This is a genomic window from Marinarcus sediminis (SeqCode) (assembly GCF_048571275.1).
GTDB classification, from domain to species: domain Bacteria; phylum Campylobacterota; class Campylobacteria; order Campylobacterales; family Arcobacteraceae; genus Marinarcus; species Marinarcus sediminis.
Window position 1 is genome coordinate 1,126,434 of the sequence record NZ_CP182357.1, and the last position, 21,011, is coordinate 1,147,444.

Annotated in this window: 20 protein-coding genes and 1 pseudogene; 14 read left to right on the top strand and 7 right to left on the bottom strand. The window is 33.5% G+C overall.

The annotated features are described in order from the left end of the window. The first annotated feature begins 32 nt into the window (after positions 1-32). Both ACNI3C_RS05620 and tkt read left to right on the top strand, forming a co-directional pair. Positions 33-821: a sensor histidine kinase gene (locus tag ACNI3C_RS05620; protein WP_419771266.1), complete on the top strand. Its 789-nt coding sequence runs from the start codon at positions 33-35 to the stop codon at positions 819-821. 71 nt (positions 822-892) lie between these two features. After that, a pseudogene (tkt, locus tag ACNI3C_RS05625) lies at positions 893-2,821 on the top strand (transketolase); the annotation flags it as partial. Positions 2,822-2,857: 36 nt separating this feature from the next. Here tkt and ACNI3C_RS05630 read toward each other — a convergent pair. Continuing rightward, positions 2,858-3,199, bottom strand: a complete 342-nt coding sequence (locus ACNI3C_RS05630) for a GlpM family protein (protein ID WP_419771267.1) — start codon at positions 3,197-3,199, stop codon at positions 2,858-2,860. Positions 3,200-3,217: 18 nt separating this feature from the next. Then, complete coding sequence (locus ACNI3C_RS05635) at positions 3,218-4,996, bottom strand: ATP-binding protein (protein ID WP_419771268.1); 1,779 nt, start codon at positions 4,994-4,996, stop codon at positions 3,218-3,220. Between the two features lie 126 nt (positions 4,997-5,122). Between ACNI3C_RS05635 and ACNI3C_RS05640 the strand changes: the two genes are divergently transcribed. Genes ACNI3C_RS05640 through ACNI3C_RS05665 form a run of 6 tightly spaced genes read left to right on the top strand, consistent with a single transcriptional unit; the run spans position 5,123 to position 8,888 of the window. Further along, positions 5,123-5,443 (top strand): ArsR/SmtB family transcription factor, encoded by a 321-nt coding sequence (locus ACNI3C_RS05640; protein ID WP_419771269.1) that lies wholly within the window; start codon positions 5,123-5,125, stop codon positions 5,441-5,443. A 1-nt stretch (position 5,444) separates the two neighbouring features. After that, entirely contained in the window at positions 5,445-6,695 is a 1,251-nt protein-coding gene (locus tag ACNI3C_RS05645) for an arsenic transporter (RefSeq protein ID WP_419771270.1), read from the top strand. A 9-nt stretch (positions 6,696-6,704) separates the two neighbouring features. Next, positions 6,705-7,256 carry a manganese efflux pump MntP gene (locus ACNI3C_RS05650; RefSeq protein WP_419771271.1) on the top strand — a complete coding sequence of 184 codons (552 nt, stop codon included), beginning with the start codon at positions 6,705-6,707 and terminating at the stop codon, positions 7,254-7,256. Positions 7,257-7,265: 9 nt separating this feature from the next. Next, entirely contained in the window at positions 7,266-7,670 is a 405-nt protein-coding gene (locus ACNI3C_RS05655; protein ID WP_419771272.1) for an arsenate reductase ArsC, read from the top strand. Next, a complete protein-coding gene (locus ACNI3C_RS05660) occupies positions 7,670-8,632 on the top strand; it encodes a permease (protein WP_419771273.1) in 963 nt (320 codons plus the stop codon). The genes ACNI3C_RS05655 and ACNI3C_RS05660 overlap by 1 nt, the downstream gene beginning before the upstream one ends. Positions 8,633-8,654: 22 nt before the next feature. Next, a complete protein-coding gene (locus tag ACNI3C_RS05665) occupies positions 8,655-8,888 on the top strand; it encodes a thioredoxin family protein (protein ID WP_419771274.1) in 234 nt (77 codons plus the stop codon). A gap of 45 nt (positions 8,889-8,933) precedes the next feature. Here ACNI3C_RS05665 and ACNI3C_RS05670 read toward each other — a convergent pair whose 3' ends face one another. The 3 genes from ACNI3C_RS05670 to ACNI3C_RS05680 are packed head-to-tail and all read right to left on the bottom strand — an operon-like array spanning position 8,934 to position 13,147. Further along, positions 8,934-11,480: a [protein-PII] uridylyltransferase family protein gene (locus ACNI3C_RS05670; RefSeq protein ID WP_419771275.1), complete on the bottom strand. Its 2,547-nt coding sequence runs from the start codon at positions 11,478-11,480 to the stop codon at positions 8,934-8,936. After that, positions 11,480-12,229, bottom strand: a complete 750-nt coding sequence (locus ACNI3C_RS05675; RefSeq protein ID WP_419771276.1) for a Fis family transcriptional regulator — start codon at positions 12,227-12,229, stop codon at positions 11,480-11,482. The genes ACNI3C_RS05670 and ACNI3C_RS05675 overlap by 1 nt, the downstream gene beginning before the upstream one ends. A gap of 51 nt (positions 12,230-12,280) precedes the next feature. After that, positions 12,281-13,147, bottom strand: coding sequence for a hypothetical protein (locus ACNI3C_RS05680; RefSeq protein ID WP_419771277.1), 867 nt, complete (start codon positions 13,145-13,147; stop codon positions 12,281-12,283). Positions 13,148-13,346: 199 nt separating this feature from the next. On the opposite strand from ACNI3C_RS05680, the gene ACNI3C_RS05685 reads away from it, so the two are divergent. From ACNI3C_RS05685 to pyrC, 5 genes are all read left to right on the top strand, one after another. After that, positions 13,347-14,561 carry an ammonium transporter family protein gene (locus tag ACNI3C_RS05685; RefSeq protein WP_419771278.1) on the top strand — a complete coding sequence of 405 codons (1,215 nt, stop codon included), beginning with the start codon at positions 13,347-13,349 and terminating at the stop codon, positions 14,559-14,561. Positions 14,562-14,607: 46 nt separating this feature from the next. Further along, positions 14,608-14,946: a P-II family nitrogen regulator gene (locus ACNI3C_RS05690; RefSeq protein WP_419771279.1), complete on the top strand. Its 339-nt coding sequence runs from the start codon at positions 14,608-14,610 to the stop codon at positions 14,944-14,946. Positions 14,947-15,164: 218 nt separating this feature from the next. Continuing rightward, positions 15,165-16,352, top strand: coding sequence for an ammonium transporter (locus tag ACNI3C_RS05695; protein WP_419771280.1), 1,188 nt, complete (start codon positions 15,165-15,167; stop codon positions 16,350-16,352). Between the two features lie 78 nt (positions 16,353-16,430). Beyond that, positions 16,431-16,769: a P-II family nitrogen regulator gene (locus tag ACNI3C_RS05700; RefSeq protein ID WP_419771281.1), complete on the top strand. Its 339-nt coding sequence runs from the start codon at positions 16,431-16,433 to the stop codon at positions 16,767-16,769. Further along, positions 16,769-17,788, top strand: coding sequence for a dihydroorotase (gene pyrC, locus ACNI3C_RS05705; RefSeq protein WP_419771282.1), 1,020 nt, complete (start codon positions 16,769-16,771; stop codon positions 17,786-17,788). The genes ACNI3C_RS05700 and pyrC overlap by 1 nt, the downstream gene beginning before the upstream one ends. Positions 17,789-17,823: 35 nt before the next feature. Here pyrC and fliM read toward each other — a convergent pair whose 3' ends face one another. Next, on the bottom strand, positions 17,824-18,921 hold the full coding sequence (fliM, locus tag ACNI3C_RS05710) for a flagellar motor switch protein FliM (protein WP_419771283.1): 1,098 nt from the start codon (positions 18,919-18,921) through the stop codon (positions 17,824-17,826). A 1-nt stretch (position 18,922) separates the two neighbouring features. Next, complete coding sequence (locus ACNI3C_RS05715) at positions 18,923-19,975, bottom strand: flagellar basal body P-ring protein FlgI (RefSeq protein ID WP_419771284.1); 1,053 nt, start codon at positions 19,973-19,975, stop codon at positions 18,923-18,925. Positions 19,976-20,065: 90 nt separating this feature from the next. Between ACNI3C_RS05715 and ACNI3C_RS05720 the strand changes: the two genes are divergently transcribed. Then, positions 20,066-21,010: a hypothetical protein gene (locus ACNI3C_RS05720; RefSeq protein WP_419771285.1), complete on the top strand. Its 945-nt coding sequence runs from the start codon at positions 20,066-20,068 to the stop codon at positions 21,008-21,010. Position 21,011: the final 1 nt, after the last annotated feature.

The following is a 21,011-nucleotide window of genomic DNA, read 5'->3' on the forward strand; positions in this document are numbered from 1 at the left end:
AGTTTTAAAACTTCATTTTATAAAGTAACAACATGAATGCACAAGAGCAATTAACTTTAGAAGAGTTAAATCTTCAATTAAAAAAGAGAGTACAAGAAGAGTGCGCGAAAAATAGGCAAAAAGATAAAATGCTTTTTGCTCAAAATAAACTCGCTTCCATGGGTGAAATGATTGAAAATATCGCTCACCAATGGAGACAGCCTTTGATGGAACTCTCTTCTATTTTGATGCAATTAGAAGCCAATATTCGATTAAAACAAGAACTTTCAAAAGAAGAAGTATTAAAAGCAATAGGGCAATCAAATGAGATAACCCGATACATGTCTGAAACCATTGATGACTTTAAAAACTTTTTCATAACCGACAAACAAAAAGTTCAATTTCGAGCAACGGAACAGATTAATTTGTGTGTAGGAATTATTGGGAACAGCTTAAAAAAAGACAATATAAAACTTGAAATTTATGTGAAAAAAAATCCTTTGATTGAAGGGTATAAAAATGAATACACTCAAGTTTTAATCAACATTATCAACAATGCCTTTAAAATATTTTTAAAACGAGAGATCCCTAACCCTAAAATCATCATAACTATTAATGAAGATGAAGAGAGTTCTATTGTAACCATTCAAGATAATGCAGGTGGAATTCCAGAAGCAATTTTGGATAAAATCTTTGATCCATTCTTTACTCAAGATACACCAAAAGGGAGAGGTCTTGGGCTTTTTATGTCAAAACTGATTATAGAAAACAGCATGAAAGGTAAATTAAGCGTTCAAAACTATAATGATGGGGCAATTTTTACTGTACGTATTCCCAAATAAGCATTTCAACTCTTACCAAACTTCTTTAATCAAATTTTAGATATAATCGCAAATATTTAGAAAAACAAACACAAGAAAATAGGAAAAATATGTTAGACAAAAACTATCAACAACAAGCAGATACAATCAGATTTTTAGCTGCAGACATGGTACAAAGAGCAAACAGTGGACACCCAGGTGCACCTATGGGGCTTGCTGATATTGCCACCATTTTAAGCACGCATTTAAATGTAAATCCATCAAATTCAAAATGGTTAAACAGAGACAGATTGGTATTCAGTGGTGGTCATGCTACGGGATTGGTGTACTCTTTATTGCATCTTTGGGGATTTGATGTTACTGTTGATGATATCAAAAACTTCAGACAATCGGGTTCTAAAACCCCAGGACATCCAGAATTTGGGCACACTCATGGCATTGAAATTACAACAGGACCATTGGGACAAGGGATTGCCAATGCGGTTGGTTTTGCTATGGCAGCAAAATATGCACAAAATCTTTTAGGTGATGATGTTATCAATCACAACGTATATTGTTTATGTGGTGATGGTGATTTACAAGAGGGAATTTCCTATGAAGCGTGTTCAACTGCAGGACATCAAAAACTGGATAATTTGGTGATTATTTATGATTCAAATAACATTACCATTGAAGGAAACACTGCAATTTCATGGAATGAAGATGTGGTCAAAAGATTTGAAGCGATGGATTTTGAAGTCATAGAGATTGATGGGCACAATTTTAACGCCATTGATTCGGCATTAAACAGTGCTAAAAAATCAAATAGACCCGTTTTAATCAAAGCCAATACGGCCATTGGAAAAGGGGCTGCAACACTTGAGGGAAGCCATCATACGCATGGAGCACCTTTAGGCGACGAAGAGATTAAAGCCTCTAAAATTAAAGCAGGATTTAACCCAGATGAGAGTTTTGTAGTATCACCTGAAGTTAAAGCGGCTTTTGATAAAACACACCGTGGTCAAGCATTGGAAGAGGCATGGAATGAAAGCCTTACTGTAGATGTAAAAGCAAAAATCAAAGAACTTCAAAATCCCGATTTTGACTCAATTGTGTATCCTGATTTCAGTGAAGTGAAAAAAGTGGCAACAAGAGATTCAAACCATAAAATCTTAAATGCCATTGCTCAAAGTATTCCTGGATTTTTAGGGGGAAGTGCCGATTTGGCTCCGTCAAATAAAACAGAATTGCTTAATATGGGAGATTTCCCTCATGGAAGAAATATTCACTTTGGAATTAAAGAGCATGCAATGGCTGCCATGAGTAATGCCATGAATTTATATGGATTGTTCAGAGTATTTTCTGCAACATTTTTTGTTTTTTCTGATTATTTAAAACCAGCGGCAAGAATTGCGGCATTGGCAAGTATTCCTCAACATTTTATCTGGACACATGACAGTATTGGTGTGGGTGAAGATGGACCAACACATCAACCAATTGAACATTTGAGTCAATTTAGAGCCTTGCCTAATTTTTATGTTTTTAGACCAGCTGATGCAACTGAAAATGTAGATTCATGGAAAGTGGCATTGAAATTAAATGCACCAACGGCATTTGTATGTTCACGACAAGGTTTAGAGACACTCAAACCTGAAAAAGCTTTTGGAGATGTCAGTAATGGGGGTTATTTGATTAAGAAACGAGAAAATGCAACCGTAACTATTATGGCCAGTGGAAGTGAGTTAATGTTAGCACTTGCAACAGGTTGTTTATTAGAAAAAGAAGGAATTCTTGCTAATATTGTCTCTGTTCCTTGTTATGACTTGTTTGTAGAACAAGATGAAGCCTATATCAATACAGTTATTGACAAAAATACCAAAGTATTTGCCGTTGAAGCTGCACGTGGTTTAGAGTATTACAAATTTGCAGATGTGGTTATTGGAATGGATACCTTTGGAGCAAGTGGTCCAGCGGATGAACTGTTTGAAGAGTTTGGTTTTACTCCCAATAAAATCAAAGCGAAAATTATAACTTCTTTATAAAAACTGCTTTTTAAGTGTTGAGTTATGGCTCAACACTTATATCATTACTCTCTGCCAAACCAGTATTAAAATAAATGCCAGTATTACCCAAACAAGAGTTGAAATGGATAAATTTGCCCAAAGGGTAACTTTGTTGGCAAAAAAATAGACGCTGATGAGATATCCCAAATAAGGTACAACAGAAAATATTCCAAACAGTGCTGTTACTTTTAACTCATTCTGCCCTTTTTCAAGACCCACAATGGTATGTGCAATGAGTGCAAAAGTAGGAAAAAGGGGGACAAGCCCAGCAATATAATAGTTTTTTGTTTTTGCTAAAACAGACATAAGAATAACCATAAGTGCACCAATGAGTGCTTTAAAAAGAAGTGAAGTCATGTGGGTTATCCTTTTGATTTATTCATATTGAAGTGGCAGTTCAATAATCATGGTTGCCCCAAAATGGTTTGTATCATCAACCGTGAATACTCTGTTTTCATTGTATATTTTACCATTAAAATGTTTGGTGATGATTTCATTGGACATATACAGGCCAATTCCTGTTCCTTGACTTTGGTGTTTTGTTGTAAAATATGGATCAAATATTTTTGTATTATTCTCTTCCTCAACACCACCTGCATTATCATGAAATTCAATCACAATGGTTCGAGCTTTTTTAAAGAGTTGAATTAAAACAACTTTTTCTTGAATATTACGTTCAATAAGAATATCTTTGGCATTGTTCAAGATATTGATAAAGACTTGTGAAAGTTCACCTTTAAAACCATGAAAATTTAGGCTGTTGTCTAATTCAAAAATAACTTGAATATCATTTGACTTATACAGCGCTTGGATAATTCGGTAGGTATCGTGAATGTTTTTAGCAATATTAAATACATCTTTTTGTTTATCTCGTTTGAAAAATGTTCTAAAGTCATCAATGGTTTCAGAGAGGTATTGTGTGTTGTGTATGATTCCATTGGTTAATTCAAAAAAGTCTTCTTGATTTAAGGATTCAAATTCATATTTTATTTGCAAACCGCTTGCGGCTGTTGAAATAGCAGAGAGGGGTTGTCTCCATTGGTGAGCAATATTTCCAATCATTTCCCCCATTGCAACCAACTTACTTTGGTTTGCCAATTGTAAATCTTTGTTTCGGCTGTTTCTTATTTCTAATTCAATTCTCTCTTCAAGTTCGATATTGTGTTTGATTAAAAAGGCATTGATAGACTCTTCTTCTTTCTTTTTTAAATAAAAATAGATAAAACATATGGCAAAGATGGATATGGCAAAAATACTGAGGATGATGATTTTCGACATAAGAATAAAGGAGTCCATCTGGGAAGTTTTAATCTCTTTGAGATTGTGAAAAAGCACAAATGTTGCCATAAGTTCACCATCAACATTAAACTCTTTATGAAAACTGATAAAATAGTTGTTCTGTATTGTATAACCATCTTGATTCCAAAATTTTTCGGCACCTTGCTCTTTCATGAAATTTAAAATATCCTCTTTTATGTATAAGTTTGCTACATAATAGTCGTCAATAAAGAGTTTTGTAAAAGGTTTTTTAAATTGACTTTTATATTTTTTATCTACCAAAATAATTGATTCACTGCCATTTTGTTGGAGTTTTTTGGTAATAGAACTGAAGTGGCTTATGATTTCAACATGGCCTAAAAACTTCGTGTCTTCAAAAATTGGTACCATTGCTTTGAAAGTCATATCAAATCTTCCAACGCTGATGGTTGTCATATTTTGAGGTTTTTTAATCATTTGGGCAATGTCTTTTCTTACTTTTAAAAGAGAATCCCCTTTTTGGGGTGTCCAACTTCGATATTGGCTTATTCCATCTGAACTGACAATATGAATCCAAACATTCTTATAATCACTGTATTGTTTTAATAAAGGGGAGAGAGCATCCAGTTTTAAGTTTGAAAAATCTCTGGTGATTAAAGCATTTTTGATATGTTCATCTTGAGATAAAATGAGTGCCAAGGTAAGTGTGGTGTTTTTTTTGTCGCTGATTAAGTTGGTAATTCGATTTTCATTTTCAATAACTTTTGTGGAATAAACATTATTTTGTATATCTTCAATTTTTTGAAATAAAAAGAGTCCCGATCCCAGTAAAAAAAGCAAAGAGATGAGGATAAGCAGTTGTATTATTATCGTGATTCTGTTTTTTATTATAAGCATTTGAGGATTATATCCAATGCATCCTTTAGCAATAACTTTAAAATAAGTATTAATATATCAATATATGTTGATATATTAATTAATTTGTGATAAACTACGTATTCAGTTCAATGAGTAGGAGAGAAAATGGATGTTTTTTTAAAATCAGTCAGTGCATTAAACGATGAAACACGTATAAAACTGCTTAAATTTATACAAATTAATGGTGAAGTGTGTGTGTGTGATTTGGAAAATTCATTTGATATGATTCAATCAAGACTCTCAAGACATCTGAAAATTCTAAAAGAAGCGGGGTTTTTAAAAGTGAATCGAGTTGGACGATGGGCCTATTATGAGATTCGTTCCCCCTTGGACATGTTTAGGCAAGCGTGTTTAAAAGAAATTATCTGTTTAGAGTTAGCGTTACCCACTTTGAAAAAAGTGTGCTCTAAAAAAGAGATGGATTAATATGTTAAGTGCAACACTTATTTTTATTATTACATTGTTTTTTGTCATTACACAACCCAAAAATTTACAAATTGGAACAACTGCAATGATTGGGGCAATAGTCGCTTTGAGTTTAGGCGTGGTGAGTTTAAATGACGTGCTGATAGTCAGCAATATTGTTTGGGATGCAACACTCTCTTTTGTGGGAATTATTATCTTATCAATGGTGTTAGATGAAATTGGTTTTTTTGAATGGGCGGCTTTGAAAATGGCAAAATTTTCTCAAGGCAATGGTTTAAGAATGTTTATCTATTCTATTTTATTGGGTGCCTTTGTTTCAGCACTTTTTGCCAATGATGGAGCAGCTCTTATTTTAACCCCCATTTTATTGGCAAAAATGCGGATACTGCAACTGAATGTAAAATCCATTGTGGCATTTTTGCTTGCAGGAGGATTCATCAGCGACAGCGCCTCGTTGCCTTTGGTGTTTTCCAATTTAACCAATATTGTTACGGCAAACTATTTTCATATAGGTTTTGGCGAATATATGGCCAATATGTTTCTCCCTTATGTGGTCAGTGTGGCAGTTTCAGTACTCTTTTTGTGGCTTTTTTTGCGAAAAGATATTCCAAAACATGTGGATATTCGTTTGTTAAAAGAGCCTAAAAGTGTGATTAAAAACATGACACTTTTTTATATTGCATGGCTGTTTTTAGCGCTGCTTTTAGTGGGGTATTTTATAGGAGATGCCTATGATTTGCCCGTGAGTGTTTTTGCTTTTGGTGGGGGAGTGTTGTTTTTAATTATTGCCACATATTTTAAAACCGTTGAACCTTTACATATTATCAAAGAGGCACCTTGGCAAGTGGTTTGGTTCAGTATTGGACTTTATATTGTGGTATATGGACTTAAAAATGCAGGATTGACAGACCATTTGGAACTCATTTTAAAAGAGTTGAGTTTGCAAGGCGATACGGTTGCTATTGTAGGTACGGGTTTTATTGCAGCATTTTTAAGTGCCATTATGAACAACATGCCAACGGTGATGATTATGGATATTGCCTTAACCAATATTCCCAATGATGCATTGGCGTATGCCAATATTATTGGGTGCAACTTGGGACCAAAAATGACCCCTTTTGGCTCTTTGGCAACTCTGTTGTGGCTTCATGTTTTGGCTAAAAAGGGCATTAAAATCAGTTTTGCACAATACTCAAAATTTGGGTTACTAATCACACCTCCAGTACTTTTACTTGTACTGTTGGCATTGTAGGAGAAATTTTTGGAAATTATTTTAATTGCCATTGCTTTGGCAATGGACAGTGTGGCAGTTTCTATTGCCAGTGGAAGTAAGTATAAGAGTATAGATTTTTTAAGTGCCCTTAAAATTGCGTTATTCTTTGGTCTTTTTCAAGGAATAATGCCACTCATTGGCTACTATATGGGAGGTTTATTTGCCTCTTTTGTGAACAGTTTTGATCACTTTATCGCTTTTGCCATTTTGGTATTTTTAGGATACAAAATGATTAAGGAAGCCATGGAAGATGATTTTGAAGATGAGATAAAAGATTTAAAAAACAAAACATTGTTGATTTTGGCGATTGCTACAAGTATCGATGCTCTTGCCATTGGTATAACTTTTTCATTTGATGTTATTGATATATGGTATGCTGTAAGTGTGATTACGTTAATTACCTTTGTTTTATGTGTGATTGCTGTGTATATTGGAAAAAAATTGGGTGGCTTTTTAGAAGATAAAGCGGAATATTTAGGTGGAATTATCTTAATTATTTTAGGATTTAAGATTCTATTGAGTGGTTTGAATATAATTTAAGGAAAAAAGATGCAGAAAAAAGTTTTGATTTTATGTACAGGAAATTCGTGTCGAAGTATTATTGCAGAAGCGTTGATTAATGCACAATTAGAAGGTATCACCGCTGAAAGTTCTGGGGTAAAAGCCAGTGGAAAAGTCAATGTCAATGCCCAAAAGCTGTTGGAACAAAAAGGAATCTGGAAAAAAGAGTATCACTCAAAAACATTGGATAAGGTCATTGACAATGCGTATGATTTGGTTGTAACTGTATGTGACCATGCCAAAGAAGCGTGTCCCATGTTTCCTAAAAAAGTTCAAGTGTTGCATGTGGGATTTGAAGATCCTGATGGAAAAGGTTTTGAAGCATTTGAAGAGATTTATAACCAAATAGAAGAGAAACTTCTGCCTGAAGTTCAAAGAGCATTGGGGGTATAATGTTTTATTATTGGGAAAAACTTGTAGATTATCTGGTTTATTCACTCTTGCAGCTGGATAAAACCAGCCATTTGGCACAAGCGATACACTTTTTTATTTTTGATGTCATCAAGATTTGGGTTTTACTGCTTTTGATTATTTTTGTGGTCTCTTATTTAAGAACACACTTTAATACAGAATACGTTCGAGCCTATTTGCAAGGAAAATCACAATTTACAGGCAATATCTTAGCTTCTCTTTTTGGTATTATCACGCCATTTTGCTCTTGCAGTGCAATTCCTTTGTTTTTGGGTTTCATTCAAGCGAGAATTCCCATTGGAGTTACGTTCTCTTTTTTGATTTCAAGTCCCATGAACAATGAAATTGCCATTGCATTGCTTTTTGGTTTGTTTGGTTGGAAAATCACGGCTGTTTATATCGGTTTTGGTCTATTGGTGGCTATTTTTGGCGGATATTTCATAGGGAAAATGAAGTGTGAGAAATATATTTTATTGGATGTAAAACCCATGGAGGGAGAGTTGAATGAAGTTAAAATCAAACTCAATGTGCAACAACGAGCCAAAGAAGCTTGGAATTATACTTGTGATATTTTCCAAAAAATCTATATTTATGTGCTCATTGGAGTAGGCATTGGTGCTTTTATTCATGGGTATATTCCTGCAGATTTTATAGCACAATACGCAGGAGCTGATAATCCTTTTGCTGTATTAATAGCTGTACTTATGGGAATTCCTATGTACAGCAATGCCGCAGGGATGATGCCTTTGGTCGAGGTGCTAACGGAAAAAGGGATGTTACTTGGAACCGCATTGTCATTTATGATGGCAGTAACGGCTTTGAGTCTTCCTGAAGCGATGATATTAAAAAGAATTTTACACGTTAAATTGATTGGAATATTTTTTGGAATTGTTGGTTTGGGTATTATTATGATTGGTTATGTGTTTAATTTTATTTTGACATAAAAAAGTCATCTAAGGAGTAGAGATGAAAATAGAGATTTTAGGCACAGGATGTGCAAAGTGTAAGGCTTTGGAAGAAGCTGTTAAACAAGCTGTCGCAAGAATTGGTGGTTTTCATGAAGTCAAAAAAGTAGAAGATGTAGTTGAAATCATGAATTATGGTGTTATGAGTACGCCAGCTTTAGTTGTAGATGGTGTGGTTAAAAGTACAGGAAAACTGTTAAGTATAGAAGATATTGTTGAACTTTTAAGCAAATAATTTTCAAACTTTTATGAAGTGATGTATCGCTTCATAAAAGATGAACTAATTGTGTTTATCTTCACTGTAAGAACAGATCAAATTGACAATTTGATCTACATTTACACACAGATTTCCATTTTTCTCAATTAGGAACAAATCGCGTGCTTTTCCACGGCTGGTGTATATTTTTGCACTCTCTATTTCAATATTAAAATCATCAAATATTTTGGCAATATAAGCTAAGAGTCCTTTTTGATCTTTTGTTTTGACTTTCATTGAAGCCAATGATTGTGTATGGTTACAGTCGACTTCAATTTCATCTTTTTTTATATCGGGAACAATGTGTTTGGTGCTTTTACTCATGTCAAATGAGTTTTCAACAATCTCTTCAATAAGAGGGATGTCCTCATCATCTATTTTTTCACTGAATTTAACTTCAAAACATTTTTTATCATCATAGAGTTTAAAAATACTCATTGAAGCAATATTTAAAAACTCTAATTTTCCCAATAAATACCCCAAATTTAGGGGTACTGCACGTATGATTCGAATGACTAAAACATCTTCATTTAAAATTTTAAAACTGTATTTTTCAACGTCTTTTGCTTTAATTGCTAAATCCAATATTTCACTGGCTCTGAGTTGTAAAAAGATTTGATTTGAAGAGATATATGAAATCTTTTTTTTCATCAAGGTGGATAACTCTTTATAAGCAGACAATCTTTTTATGCTGTTTATTTTGGCAACGCGTCTTGAACTCTCATTGAGTAGGTCAATATTATCAAAAGCAGGTAAACTTTGGGTATACAATACTTTTAATAATGAAGAAGTAGAACTGTTATAAATATGTTTTCCCACTGCTGATATGTCTGCATAGGTAATGACATAGAGCATATCTAATGTGAGTTTCGTTTTTAAAATGGCGGTAAAACTTAAAATGACTTTTTGCGAATAGATGTCTTCATTCGTAGCAACACTGCTCATGAGATTGTGGTATCGAATCAGTTTTGCCACAATTGCGGTATCTTCTGAAGAAAAACCGTAAGCACGTGCCATGTTTTTAAAAAGTTTTTCCCCGGCAACGTGGTGATCGGTTTGTCTTCCTTTTCCTACATCGTGAAACAGTGTTGCAATTTTTGTTAAGGACTGTTGATGAGGAGTAAGCGTAGTGTATATGGCTTTGACATATTTGTCTTTGATATTTTCAGCAAATCGCAACGCATTGATGGAGTGAATATCCACAGGTTGTTGATGGTATCCATCAAATTGTGGTTGATTGATGATTTTTTTTGTTGTGGGAATAATGGCTTGAAAAAGATTGCTGTTGTATAAAAGTTTAATAATAGGGTATAAAGACTCTTTAAACATAAGCTTTTTAATTAAGTTTTTGTGCACTTCAGTGTGTTTATTTGGCAGTTGAGTTTTACTGGCATAATAGATATATGAACGGTCAAATCGAGTTACGACTGAGGGTAAGTCTAAAAGCTCTTGTAAAAAAAGTGTCAATGTTTTGGGCTTTTGGTTAAAAGAGGTAAAGAGTTCATTATTGATGTTATAGATATTTTTATTGATTCGGCATTTTTTTAATTTTGCAACATTGCTGCTTTCAAAAAGTACTTGACGTGTAAATTTTTTTATCATAATGGTTGTAAAAAAGTGAACAGCATGCAGTGAGTTAAAGAGTTTAGACATACATTGTCTCTCTTTGGTAAGACGAGGTTTATCTTTATATCCCAGTTTAAAGCTCAGTTCTGGAAGCAGATCAAAATTAACTTGGTCAAGTTTTTTATTGGCAATATTGTGTAAAATACTTCGTACTTGAAAGAGAAACTCTAAGGCACTTCTGTATTTTCGGTACTCCTCTTCACTGAAATATTTGTCCACTAAGTTTTTTGTATCATCTACGCCATATAAGATATTTGAAATCCAAAAGAGCATATTTGATTCTCTCATACCGCCATAACCATCTTTAATGTTAGGTTCCATCTTCAAAGGAAATTTTAAAAGTCGTTCTTTGTGTTCGGTAAGTTTTTCTAATATAAACTCTTTTTGTTCTGTTTTTCGTATTTTTGTAAGTAAATTTTGATACCCGTACCAAAGATATTTAGAACCATAAATCATCCGTGATTCGATAATGGAACTCTTAATGGTAATATCTGATTTGACACTTTGTTCAACATCATTGAGTTGATGTACTCTTGAACCCAATTTCAGACCACAATCCCACGCTAAAGTAATAAATTCACTGATCATGGGTTGCAAGTTGTAAGCGGGAATATCTTCATACAGAATCATTAAATCAACGTCCGAATAGATACACAACTGCTCTCTTCCATAACTTCCAAGGGCAACAAGCGTAATGGGAACAGAACTGCCCATAGGCAAATATGAGCCAAAATATTTTCTTAAAAGGTATTTGTATAAAGCAATAAGAAATTTATCTATTTTTTGAGTGTGCTGAACGAAAAACTCTTTTCCTCCAGTAGTTTCAAGCGTGTTATTGATGGATTTTAAATACTCTTTAATGTGCATCTTAAAGACTTTTGAAATTTCAAAATCAGAGGCTTTTTTTTCAATTAAGTCCTCTATTTTTATGTTTAATTCGGTCATTATAATAAATCTTTATGTATCTCTAATTTTTTTCTCAAAGTGATTCGATTCAATCCCAAATGTTTTGACATTTGCAATTGGCTTTTATGTTTTTTTTGACTGGCTCTTAGTAAAGGTGCTTCAAACAGATAAACCAAATCTCGGTAAGAGTTCTCTCCTTGCATATTATCAAGCATAAATTTTTCAAGTAGCATCATGATTTCATTTTCACCAATACCTTCAAAAAGATATGAAAAATAGATTGACTTTCTAAGAGTAATGGCATTTTCAGTAGTGTTGATGATGAGTTTTTCAGGTTTCTTTTCTGCTCCTAAAACACGCATGGCTTCGGCTGAAAACTTATTGGCTAAAGGTTTGATGTCCTCTTTTCTGAACTCCAAATTTGGAATAAACAAAGTGATACTGAAAAAATCTTTTAATTTACTGTTTAAATCGTCTTTAAGTGATGTTGCAATGATTCGTATTTCATTTTGTTCTGCCCAAGTTAAAAGAAGTTCCACATTGGTGATATTCTCAATTTTATCAATTATAATCGCATCATGACTGATATGCATGACTTTGTCACTGATATCTTTTTGTAACTCTTGTGCATCATAAATTGTAGCATCAGGAAGGATGTACTTTGCCAATGTTTTTTTCCCTGTACCAACACTTCCTGATATCAAAGCATTGACGCCTAAGGTTTTAAGTAGTGTCGCAGAGTTTAAAATCTCTTTTGAAGCTGGTGAGACAGCAATATATTCTTGCATAGTTAATAGCCTTATTTAGTAATTATATATTATACAAAATTCTATGTTAAATTATTTTGTAGTTCTTTTTTTTGTTAAGAAAATAAACAGTGATAATGCCATAATAATCATAGAAACACCTGAAATTAGGTACAAAGCATTGACCATTTTATCGTAATCTTTAAGGGCTATTTTAAATACAACCATCAAAGCTTCAATTGAAAGTGCAATAATAATGGTGATTAAAAATTTGGTAATCATTTTTGTTTCAACTTTTGAATCTTGAGAGTAAGATTTGAAAAATACCTCTTGCTCTAAAATGGTTTTGGCCAAATCAAATATGGCAATACCTAATGTTAACGCAATGACGGGTTGAAAAATTGATTCCAAGGCAAAATCTTCATGGACAATAAAACTGGTAATGAAACCATACAGTGAATAAAAAATGATAAACACCGATAAAAATGCCATTGAAAATCCAGCCAATCCATAAAAAATCTTGGTTACGGAATGGAAAGGCTTATTAAACTCAATTAAGTTGAGTTTTTCAAGCAATATCTCTAAATTGAAATCTAAAAAGACAATACTGTTCCCTTCTTTAATGCTTGCTGTTATACAGTTATTGTGTGTGGCACTGCTGATATATACTGAAGAGAAAGCGACATCTTTATCTTCAAAATGAACTTTTGAAAGAAGATAACTTCGGTCAAAATTTTTGGCAGTCTCATCCAATTTATATTTGTAATAGTTAGGTGAATTTTGTATTTTGGTCTCTTTATTGATGCTATAAATAAGTTCTAAAGCGGGAAAAAGAGAGAACAAAACTCTGTAGTTTCCTTTTTCTAAACCTCTCAGTTCACCGATATTGATAATACTTTGTTGAATAAAATCTTCTATTTTCTCTTTGTTTGATTCATAGATGTTTAAATACTCTTTCATAACGCACCTTTTTGTTATTTTGTTTATAAGTATAGCATGTAAAAAAACAGATAATAATCCAGTTGTGATTATAATTTATACAAAGTTTTATTTTTATTTAAAAAAATAATTATTGTTTATTTTTTATACAATTAATTTATTCACTTTAAGTTTAATTTATATTACAATTTGACTAGATTAAAAAATGAAAAGGACGGATATGGAAAATTTTGCTGATGTAAAATATATTCTTGATGGATTCTTGTTTGTAACAATGGGAATTTTAGTAATGTGGATGGCGGCTGGTTTCGCTATGTTAGAAGCGGGTTTAACTCGAAGTAAAAATAATGCTACGGTATTAACTAAGAATGTTGCATTGTTTGCAATCTCTTGTATTATGTTCTACTTTATCGGATACAACTTGATGTATGGTGATGGAGGAGCATTTATTGGTTCTGGTGCTATGTTAAGTGGTAAAAACAATGCTGATATGGGATATCCTGTAATGGCTGACTTCTTTTTCCAAGTAGTGTTTGTTGCAACTGCTGCATCTGTTATTTCTGGATCAATTGCTGAAAGAATGAAATTATGGCCATTCTTAATCTTTACAGTAGTATTAAGTGGTGTAATTTATCCAATCCAAGGTCACTGGTCATGGGGTGGATCTGAATTAGGTGGAATTATTGCTGGTTTTAGCGATTTTGCTGGTTCAACTGTTGTTCACTCTGTTGGTGGATGGGCTGCTCTTGCTGGTGTTCTTATTTTAGGTGCCAGAAAAGGTAAATATGATAAAGATGGTAACGTTAAACCAATTCCTGGTTCTAACCTTACATTAGCAACATTAGGAACATTGATTCTTTGGATGGGATGGTTTGGATTTAATGGTGGTTCTCAATTGGCATTAGGTTCAAAAGAAGATATTGATGGTATTGCAATGGTTATTGCTGATACAAATATGGCAGCCAGTGCTGGTGCAATTGCAGCGGCAATTATGACTCAAATTATCTATAAAAAAGTGGATTTAACATTTGTATTAAATGGTACATTAGCTGGTCTTGTTTCGTGTACTGCAGGTCCTGATTTAGGTATGATGACGGCGTTTATTGAAGGTATTGTTGGTGGTATCTTAGTTGTCTTAGCGGTTCCATTTTTTGATAAAATCAGAGTTGATGATCCTGTGGGTGCACTTTCTGTTCACTTAGTTGCAGGTATCTGGGGAACATTGGCTGTTGGTATTTTTAATCCTGAAATAACTCTTTTAACACAACTTAAAGGTGTTGTAGTTGTGGGTGCTTTTGTATTTGTTTCATCGTTTATAGTATGGAAAATTCTTGATCTTATTGTTGGTTTAAGAGTTGATGAAGAGACAGAGGTAACTGGATTAGATATCCATGAAACTGGATTAGAGTGTTATCCTGAATTCAAAAAAGCGTAATCGCTTTTTTGAATAACTTTATACAAAATATTATTAAGGAAAAAGTATGAAAAAAATTGAAGCAATAATTAAACCATTTAAACTTGAAGATGTTAAAGAAGCTTTAGTTGAAAATGGAATTACAGGTATGACAGTAACTGATGTAAAAGGTTATGGAAGACAACAAGGTCATTCAGAACTTTATAGAGGTGCTGAGTATATCGTTGATTTTTTAGCAAAAATAAGAATTGAACTTATTGTAAATGATGACGAAGTAGATAAAACAATTTCAACAATCATTGATGCTGCTAAAACAGGTAAAATTGGTGATGGAAAAATTTTCGTTACGGATATTGAAAACGTAGTTAGAATCAGAACAGGTGAAACAGGAAGTGAAGCTGTTTAATTTTATATATTTGTTCTCCACTCATATATGATAAAAACCCATTAAATTTTATTGATCAAAAGAGACGCTTTGTCTCTTTTGATTGTATAAAAAACATACACAACAATCCCCTTGAACATTACAAAATATAACACAGTTGTATAAAAAATAAATAGTAACTCTCTGTTTTTACTTTTTTAAATTTATTATAATCAAAGTATAAAATTTAAAGGAGAATTATGGACTCAACAACAGTAAGTTATGTCATAGATACATTTTTTACACTTTTTGCAATGACACTGATTATTTTTATGGTACCTGGATTTGCAATGTTAGAAGCAGGACTTGTACGAACAAAAAACGTCTCTTCTGTCTTGATGGTCAATACCATGATATATGCTATTGCCTCGATGGCTTTTTTACTTTTTGGATACTCCATTGCATTTGGGGATTTTGGAAGTGATACCATGAGCGCTTGGGCTGCATTTTTATTTCAAATGGCTTTTGTCGGAAAAGTGGTCAATATTATGAGTGGTGGGGTCAGTGAACGTGCACGTGTTTTACCACTGGCACTTTTTACAATAATTATGGCATCGGTGTTGTATCCTGTTATTGTCAATTGGACATGGGGAAGCAATATGCTCTCAGGGACTCTTTTTGAATTGAGTATGTATGATTTGGCAGGCTCAACGGTTATTCACTCTACTGGAGGGTGGGCACTGCTTGCTGCTATTATGGTTATTGGTGCCAGAAGAGGCAGATACACCAATGAAGGTGGAGTAAAAGTTATTCCTGCGTCGAATATCCCTTTAGTAACATTAGGTGCTTTTTTGCTTTGGATTGGTTGGTTTGGATTTAATGGGGGATCGGTTGGCTCAATTGCTTCAAAAGAGAGTGCCAATGCCGTTGCTCTTACTATTATGAATACAAATACAGCAGGGCTTTCTGGAGCAATTGTCGTAGGCGCTTTTATGTACTTTATGTATAAAAAACTCGATATTACTATGATTCTTAATGGGGCACTGGGTGGTTTGGTGGCTATTACCGCAGGACCAGATTTATACACGATTTATCAACCCATATTAATTGGTGGGATTGGCGGTATTTTAGTGGTATTTGCCGTACCATTTTTTGATAAACTTAAACTTGATGATCCTGTTGGAGCACTCTCTGTTCACTTAGTTAATGGTATTTGGGGAACATTGGCTGTTGGAATTTTCGCAAGCAATGGAGAAGAGATTACTTTTTTAGGACAGTTAAAAGGTGTCATTGAAATTGGTCTGTTTTCATTTAGCAGTTCATTGATTATTTTAATGATTATTAATAAAATATTTGCATTAAGAGCTTCAAAAGATGAAGAGATGCAAGGATTAGATGTTGAAGAGTGTGGTGTTGAAGCTTATCCTGAGTTTAAGCGGGCATTTTAAATAGAGGTTTTAGTCAAAGGATTATTGGCAATTTAATTAAATTTAGATAAAATGAAAAAAATCAAAAAAGGATTCGCATTGAAAAAAATAGAAGCAATTATTAAACCATTTAAATTAGAAGATGTAAAAAATGCATTAACCGAAGCTGGCGTTACAGGAATGACAGTTTCAGATGTTAAAGGATATGGAAGACAACAAGGTCACTCAGAGCTTTATAGAGGTGCTGAATATGTGGTTGACTTTTTACCAAAAATTAAATTAGAGTTAATTGTTGATGAAAGAAGTGTAGATGAAACGATTCGAATTATTACAGAATCGGCACGAACTGGAAAAATTGGTGACGGTAAAATTTTCGTTACACCAATTCAAAAAATCATAAGAATCAGAACAGGTGAGGAAGACGAGGAAGCAATTTAGTGGCTAAAACAGTTACTCTAAATACGCCTTTAGATATGCATCTGCATTTAAGAGATGCCTCCATGTTAGAACTTGTTGCACCCCTAACGGCACAGACGTTTAGTGGGGCACTGGTTATGCCGAATCTTGTTCCTCCTGTTACTACCAGAGAAGATTTAATTGCGTATAAGCAAAGAATTATTAAAGCTTCAAAAAATGATGCTTTTGAACCATATATGACCCTTTTCTTTCAACAGTACAGTAAAGCTTTTTTAGAAGAAGTTCAAGATGAAATCATTGGTATTAAATTGTATCCTGCAGGGATTACCACCAATTCAGAGACTGGGGTTTCATCCATTGATAGTCAAACCCTTCGTCCTACTCTTGAAGCCATGAGTGATTTGGGTATTCCTTTGTGTATTCATGGAGAAACCAATGGTTTTGTCATGGACAGAGAGAAAGAGTTTATGCCCATTTATGAAAGTTTGGCAAAAGATTTTCCCAAATTAAAAATTATCATGGAGCACATTACTACCAAAGAGGCAGTTGATTTACTTGCAAAATATGAAAATTTATATGCCACAATTACGGTACAGCATCTTTTGATTACCTTAGATGATGTTGCGGGAGGAATGCTTAAACCCCATCTTTTTTGTAAACCTATTGCCAAAAGATATGAAGACAGAGAAGCTTTGTTACAAGTGGCGTTAAGTGCAAATCCGAAGGTGATGTTTGGAAGTGATTCTGCTCCTCATCCCAAACATAAAAAAGAGTCTTGTGGGTGTGCTGCAGGAGTTTTTACAGCTCCCATTGCGCTACAAGTTTTAACTGAACTTTTTGATAAACATGACTGTTTAGAAAATCTCAATGCCTTTGTGAGCGAAAATGCTTTGAAAATTTATGACATTACCCCACCAAAAAAAGAGATTGTATTAGAAAAAAAAGCATTTCAAGTGCCTGAGAATTATTCGAATGACACAGAAGTAGTTGTGCCTATGTATGCGGGTGAGACGATTGCTTGGAGTCTTGTAAGTTTATAGTTTTTTAACTATAAACTTCATTTTTATTAATAAGTCTAATATTTGTTTCTTTCGTCAAGAAGTTTTTTAACCGATTCATTTTGTTGTTTTTGATACTCAATTCTCTCTTCTCTCATGATTCTAAGCGTCTCTAATGTCTCTTGTTTTTCATGATCAATATTGGCTTTAATTTGCACGGCTTTTCTGTTATTTGAAATTCCACTGACCGATAAAAACTTCTCTTTTTTATTGATATAGAGTTTTGCCATTGATGAGGTGGCATTTTTATTAAAGACTATGACATCATTTTTCTTTAAATTTAAAATATCAAATACATTGAGTTCTGTTTCAGCCATTACTGCATCAATATGCATTTTTGCCCCTGAAATCAAAGTTGTGATATCTCTTCTTTTACTGAGTTTTTTATTTCGTCCTTCCGCAAATATCTTCTCAACAATTTTATTTAAAAGCATTTCTATATATGAAATAGGGTAACAAATAGATAAAAATCCAGAATCATCGTCAATGGTAATTTCAAGAACGACCAAGAGAACAATTTCGTGGTCAGAGATGACTTGAATGGCATTTGCATTGGTATCTCGAGATTCAATTTTAAAGTGAATTTTTGTAATTTCATTCCAGGCATGTTGCATGTGAGAGACCAATACTTTATAAAAGTGTTCAAAAATTTCAACTTCAATTTCTGTAAGCTCTCTGTCTAAGTTATCACTGGCGGCAATGGCACCACTTCCCAAAAGTTCGGCAATAATTTTATGGGAAATACCAGGGTTACACTCCACAACAATTCTTCCATCCAATGGTTTCATTGAGAGTGTGTTCAGTGAAGTCAGTTGAGGAATCGATAGAATAAACTCTCCATAGGTCATTTGTTCAATAGAATAGAGTTTGATGTCCACAATTTTTCTGAGCATTGCGGAGAGATCGGTAATAAGGTCTCGAAGCATTTTGTCATGCAGTGTTGAGAAGGCTTTGAACTGTTCATTAGAGATTCGATTGGGCTTTTTAAAATCGTAAATAGAGTAGTTTTTCTCTTTTGAAACAATTTTCTCTTCTTGTTCACCATCAATATCTTCACCTTGCTCTGCTATGTCTAAAAGAGCATCAATTTCATCTTGACTTAAAAATTCAGCCATATTAACCTCTGATTTCCATCTCTACATCAATTGCACCTAAATCTTTAATCATTTTAAGTGTCTCAATTATATCTGCTATGGGTAGTTTCATCACTTTCATTGCTCTCATTAAATCGGATACCGTTGGCAAATTTTTGGTGTTGACCAAGGCGTTGTCTAAGTTGATTATAGTAGGTTTTTGATCAATTTTTACACTGTCCCCAATATCTTGTCCCATGTTTTTTGCAGGGTCATTCCAATCATTGTTGGTAAGATCTGTTTTTTTAATTCTTAAAGTAAAAGTATCTCGCGTAATGGTAACGGGTTGGATGACAATATCTGCACCTGCAATAATGGTTTCTCGTTGCATATCTATAATAATTTTCTTTTTAAAATCAGAATCAATTTGAATATTTTGAATAATGGATAAAAATTTTACAATTGACATATCGGCAGGTTTTTTTGCAGTAATGGTTCGCGTATCTGTAGCGATTGCAAGTTTTGATCCAAATCTGTCATTGATTTTGGTTTCAATTAAATCGGCATATTTTGCAGATGCTTTAAATAAACTCAGTGTTATATCATTCTCATCTTGTAACGAGTAATCCAGTTCATTTTCAATAATTGCGCCATTAAAAATATCCCCAGTAGTTTTATTCGTAGGAGTTGATAAAATGGTACCTTGTGCCAAAGCATAAACGGTGCCATCGACCCCTTTTAATTGAGTTAAAAGAAGTTCCCCTTGATCAATGGATTTGGCATCACCAATGGCAGAGACTTTCACCGAAATACTGTCACCTTGTCTGGCAAAAGCAGGCAATTCTGCGGTGACCATAACCGCTGCAATATTTTTTGAATTGATTGAAGAAGTGGGAATTTTTATATAGGAATTTCTTAAAAGATTTTGTAAACTTTGCATTGTAAATTTACTTTTATCTCCAGTGCCAGCAAGCCCTACAACCAAGCCATAGCCGATGAGTTGATTCTGTCTGATACCTACGACGGATGATATATCTTTTATTGTTTGTGAATAAACAGATGTAATAATAAATAATATACCAATGAAATATTTCAATATATGAACCTTTTAGTTGAGTGTTTCAATTTTATCTAAAATTTTATAAAATGTAGGTATAATTATTGAAAAAATAATTTAAGGTTACGTGTGACTATATATATTTACGGAAGTAAAAGTTTTAAAAATAGTATCCATGAAGTTTTAGACCATGCAAATATCAAGTTCAGATTAGGAGAAGGTGACGAGATACGAGATGTCACCTCTTTAACCGAACTCATGGATGCAGTTGAAGATAATCCGAAAAATATATTTTTGATAGATGATGAAAAAATAATTCGAAAAAACTCCTTAAATGATAAAATAAAGTTTTTAAAACCTAAAGGTGGGATAGAAGAAGAGTTTTTAAAAGAGCATGGTATTGGGGATATGAGCGTTGACTCCATTGAAGATATTCCTTCCCAAGTGATTAAAAGAATTGAGTTGATGCATAAAGACGATTCAGAATATGGAACGAACTCTTTAGAGTATTATGAAGATACCAATCGCTCTGAAGAATCAACAAGCGAACACGATCTTGAGTTTGCCCAGCAAACTCAAGAGGAGAGTATCTCCGTAGAATCGCCTGCAGAGATATCTTCGGAAGATGCGGGAGATTTTGATTACGATGATGTTCTCTCATTTTTAAGTGAAGATGAAGAAGAAAAAGAAGAAGATATCAAAGAAGATAAGATGGAGAGTCAACCATCGGAAAAGATTGAAACTAACGATGAAGTTAGCTTAGAAGAGCAAAATTCTTCTGGTATTGAAAATGACGATTTTGGGTTAACCGTAGAGAAAATTGAACAAAAAGGAGCAGAAGATATGTCAGATGAATTTTCTGAGTTGGACAGCTTAAGTGAAGATGAACTTTTAGCTGCTTTAAATGGCATAGATGGTGAACCAAATGAGAGTACAAAAAGTGTCTCTAAAACTGAGAAAACAGTAAGTAATGAAGTTGAATTAAATAGTAACAGTGTCAATGATATCGCTTCATTGATTACGCAGTTGCTCAATAATAAAACTTTGGAGATTACAATTAAAATTAAAGAGTAGT

Bases quoted from the DNA above. Each gene is read 5' to 3' on its own strand.
- ACNI3C_RS05620 (WP_419771266.1), top strand. From the start codon at position 33: ATGAATGCACAAGAGCAATTAACTTTAGAAGAGTTAAATCTTCAATTA.
- ACNI3C_RS05630 (WP_419771267.1), bottom strand. From the start codon at position 3,199: ATGACTTCACTTCTTTTTAAAGCACTCATTGGTGCACTTATGGTTATT.
- ACNI3C_RS05635 (WP_419771268.1), bottom strand. From the start codon at position 4,996: ATGCTTATAATAAAAAACAGAATCACGATAATAATACAACTGCTTATC.
- ACNI3C_RS05640 (WP_419771269.1), top strand. From the start codon at position 5,123: ATGGATGTTTTTTTAAAATCAGTCAGTGCATTAAACGATGAAACACGT.
- ACNI3C_RS05645 (WP_419771270.1), top strand. From the start codon at position 5,445: ATGTTAAGTGCAACACTTATTTTTATTATTACATTGTTTTTTGTCATT.
- ACNI3C_RS05655 (WP_419771272.1), top strand. From the start codon at position 7,266: ATGCAGAAAAAAGTTTTGATTTTATGTACAGGAAATTCGTGTCGAAGT.
- ACNI3C_RS05660 (WP_419771273.1), top strand. From the start codon at position 7,670: ATGTTTTATTATTGGGAAAAACTTGTAGATTATCTGGTTTATTCACTC.
- ACNI3C_RS05665 (WP_419771274.1), top strand. From the start codon at position 8,655: ATGAAAATAGAGATTTTAGGCACAGGATGTGCAAAGTGTAAGGCTTTG.
- ACNI3C_RS05670 (WP_419771275.1), bottom strand. From the start codon at position 11,480: ATGACCGAATTAAACATAAAAATAGAGGACTTAATTGAAAAAAAAGCC.
- ACNI3C_RS05675 (WP_419771276.1), bottom strand. From the start codon at position 12,229: ATGCAAGAATATATTGCTGTCTCACCAGCTTCAAAAGAGATTTTAAAC.
- ACNI3C_RS05680 (WP_419771277.1), bottom strand. From the start codon at position 13,147: ATGAAAGAGTATTTAAACATCTATGAATCAAACAAAGAGAAAATAGAA.
- ACNI3C_RS05685 (WP_419771278.1), top strand. From the start codon at position 13,347: ATGGAAAATTTTGCTGATGTAAAATATATTCTTGATGGATTCTTGTTT.
- ACNI3C_RS05690 (WP_419771279.1), top strand. From the start codon at position 14,608: ATGAAAAAAATTGAAGCAATAATTAAACCATTTAAACTTGAAGATGTT.
- ACNI3C_RS05695 (WP_419771280.1), top strand. From the start codon at position 15,165: ATGGACTCAACAACAGTAAGTTATGTCATAGATACATTTTTTACACTT.
- fliM (WP_419771283.1), bottom strand. From the start codon at position 18,921: ATGGCTGAATTTTTAAGTCAAGATGAAATTGATGCTCTTTTAGACATA.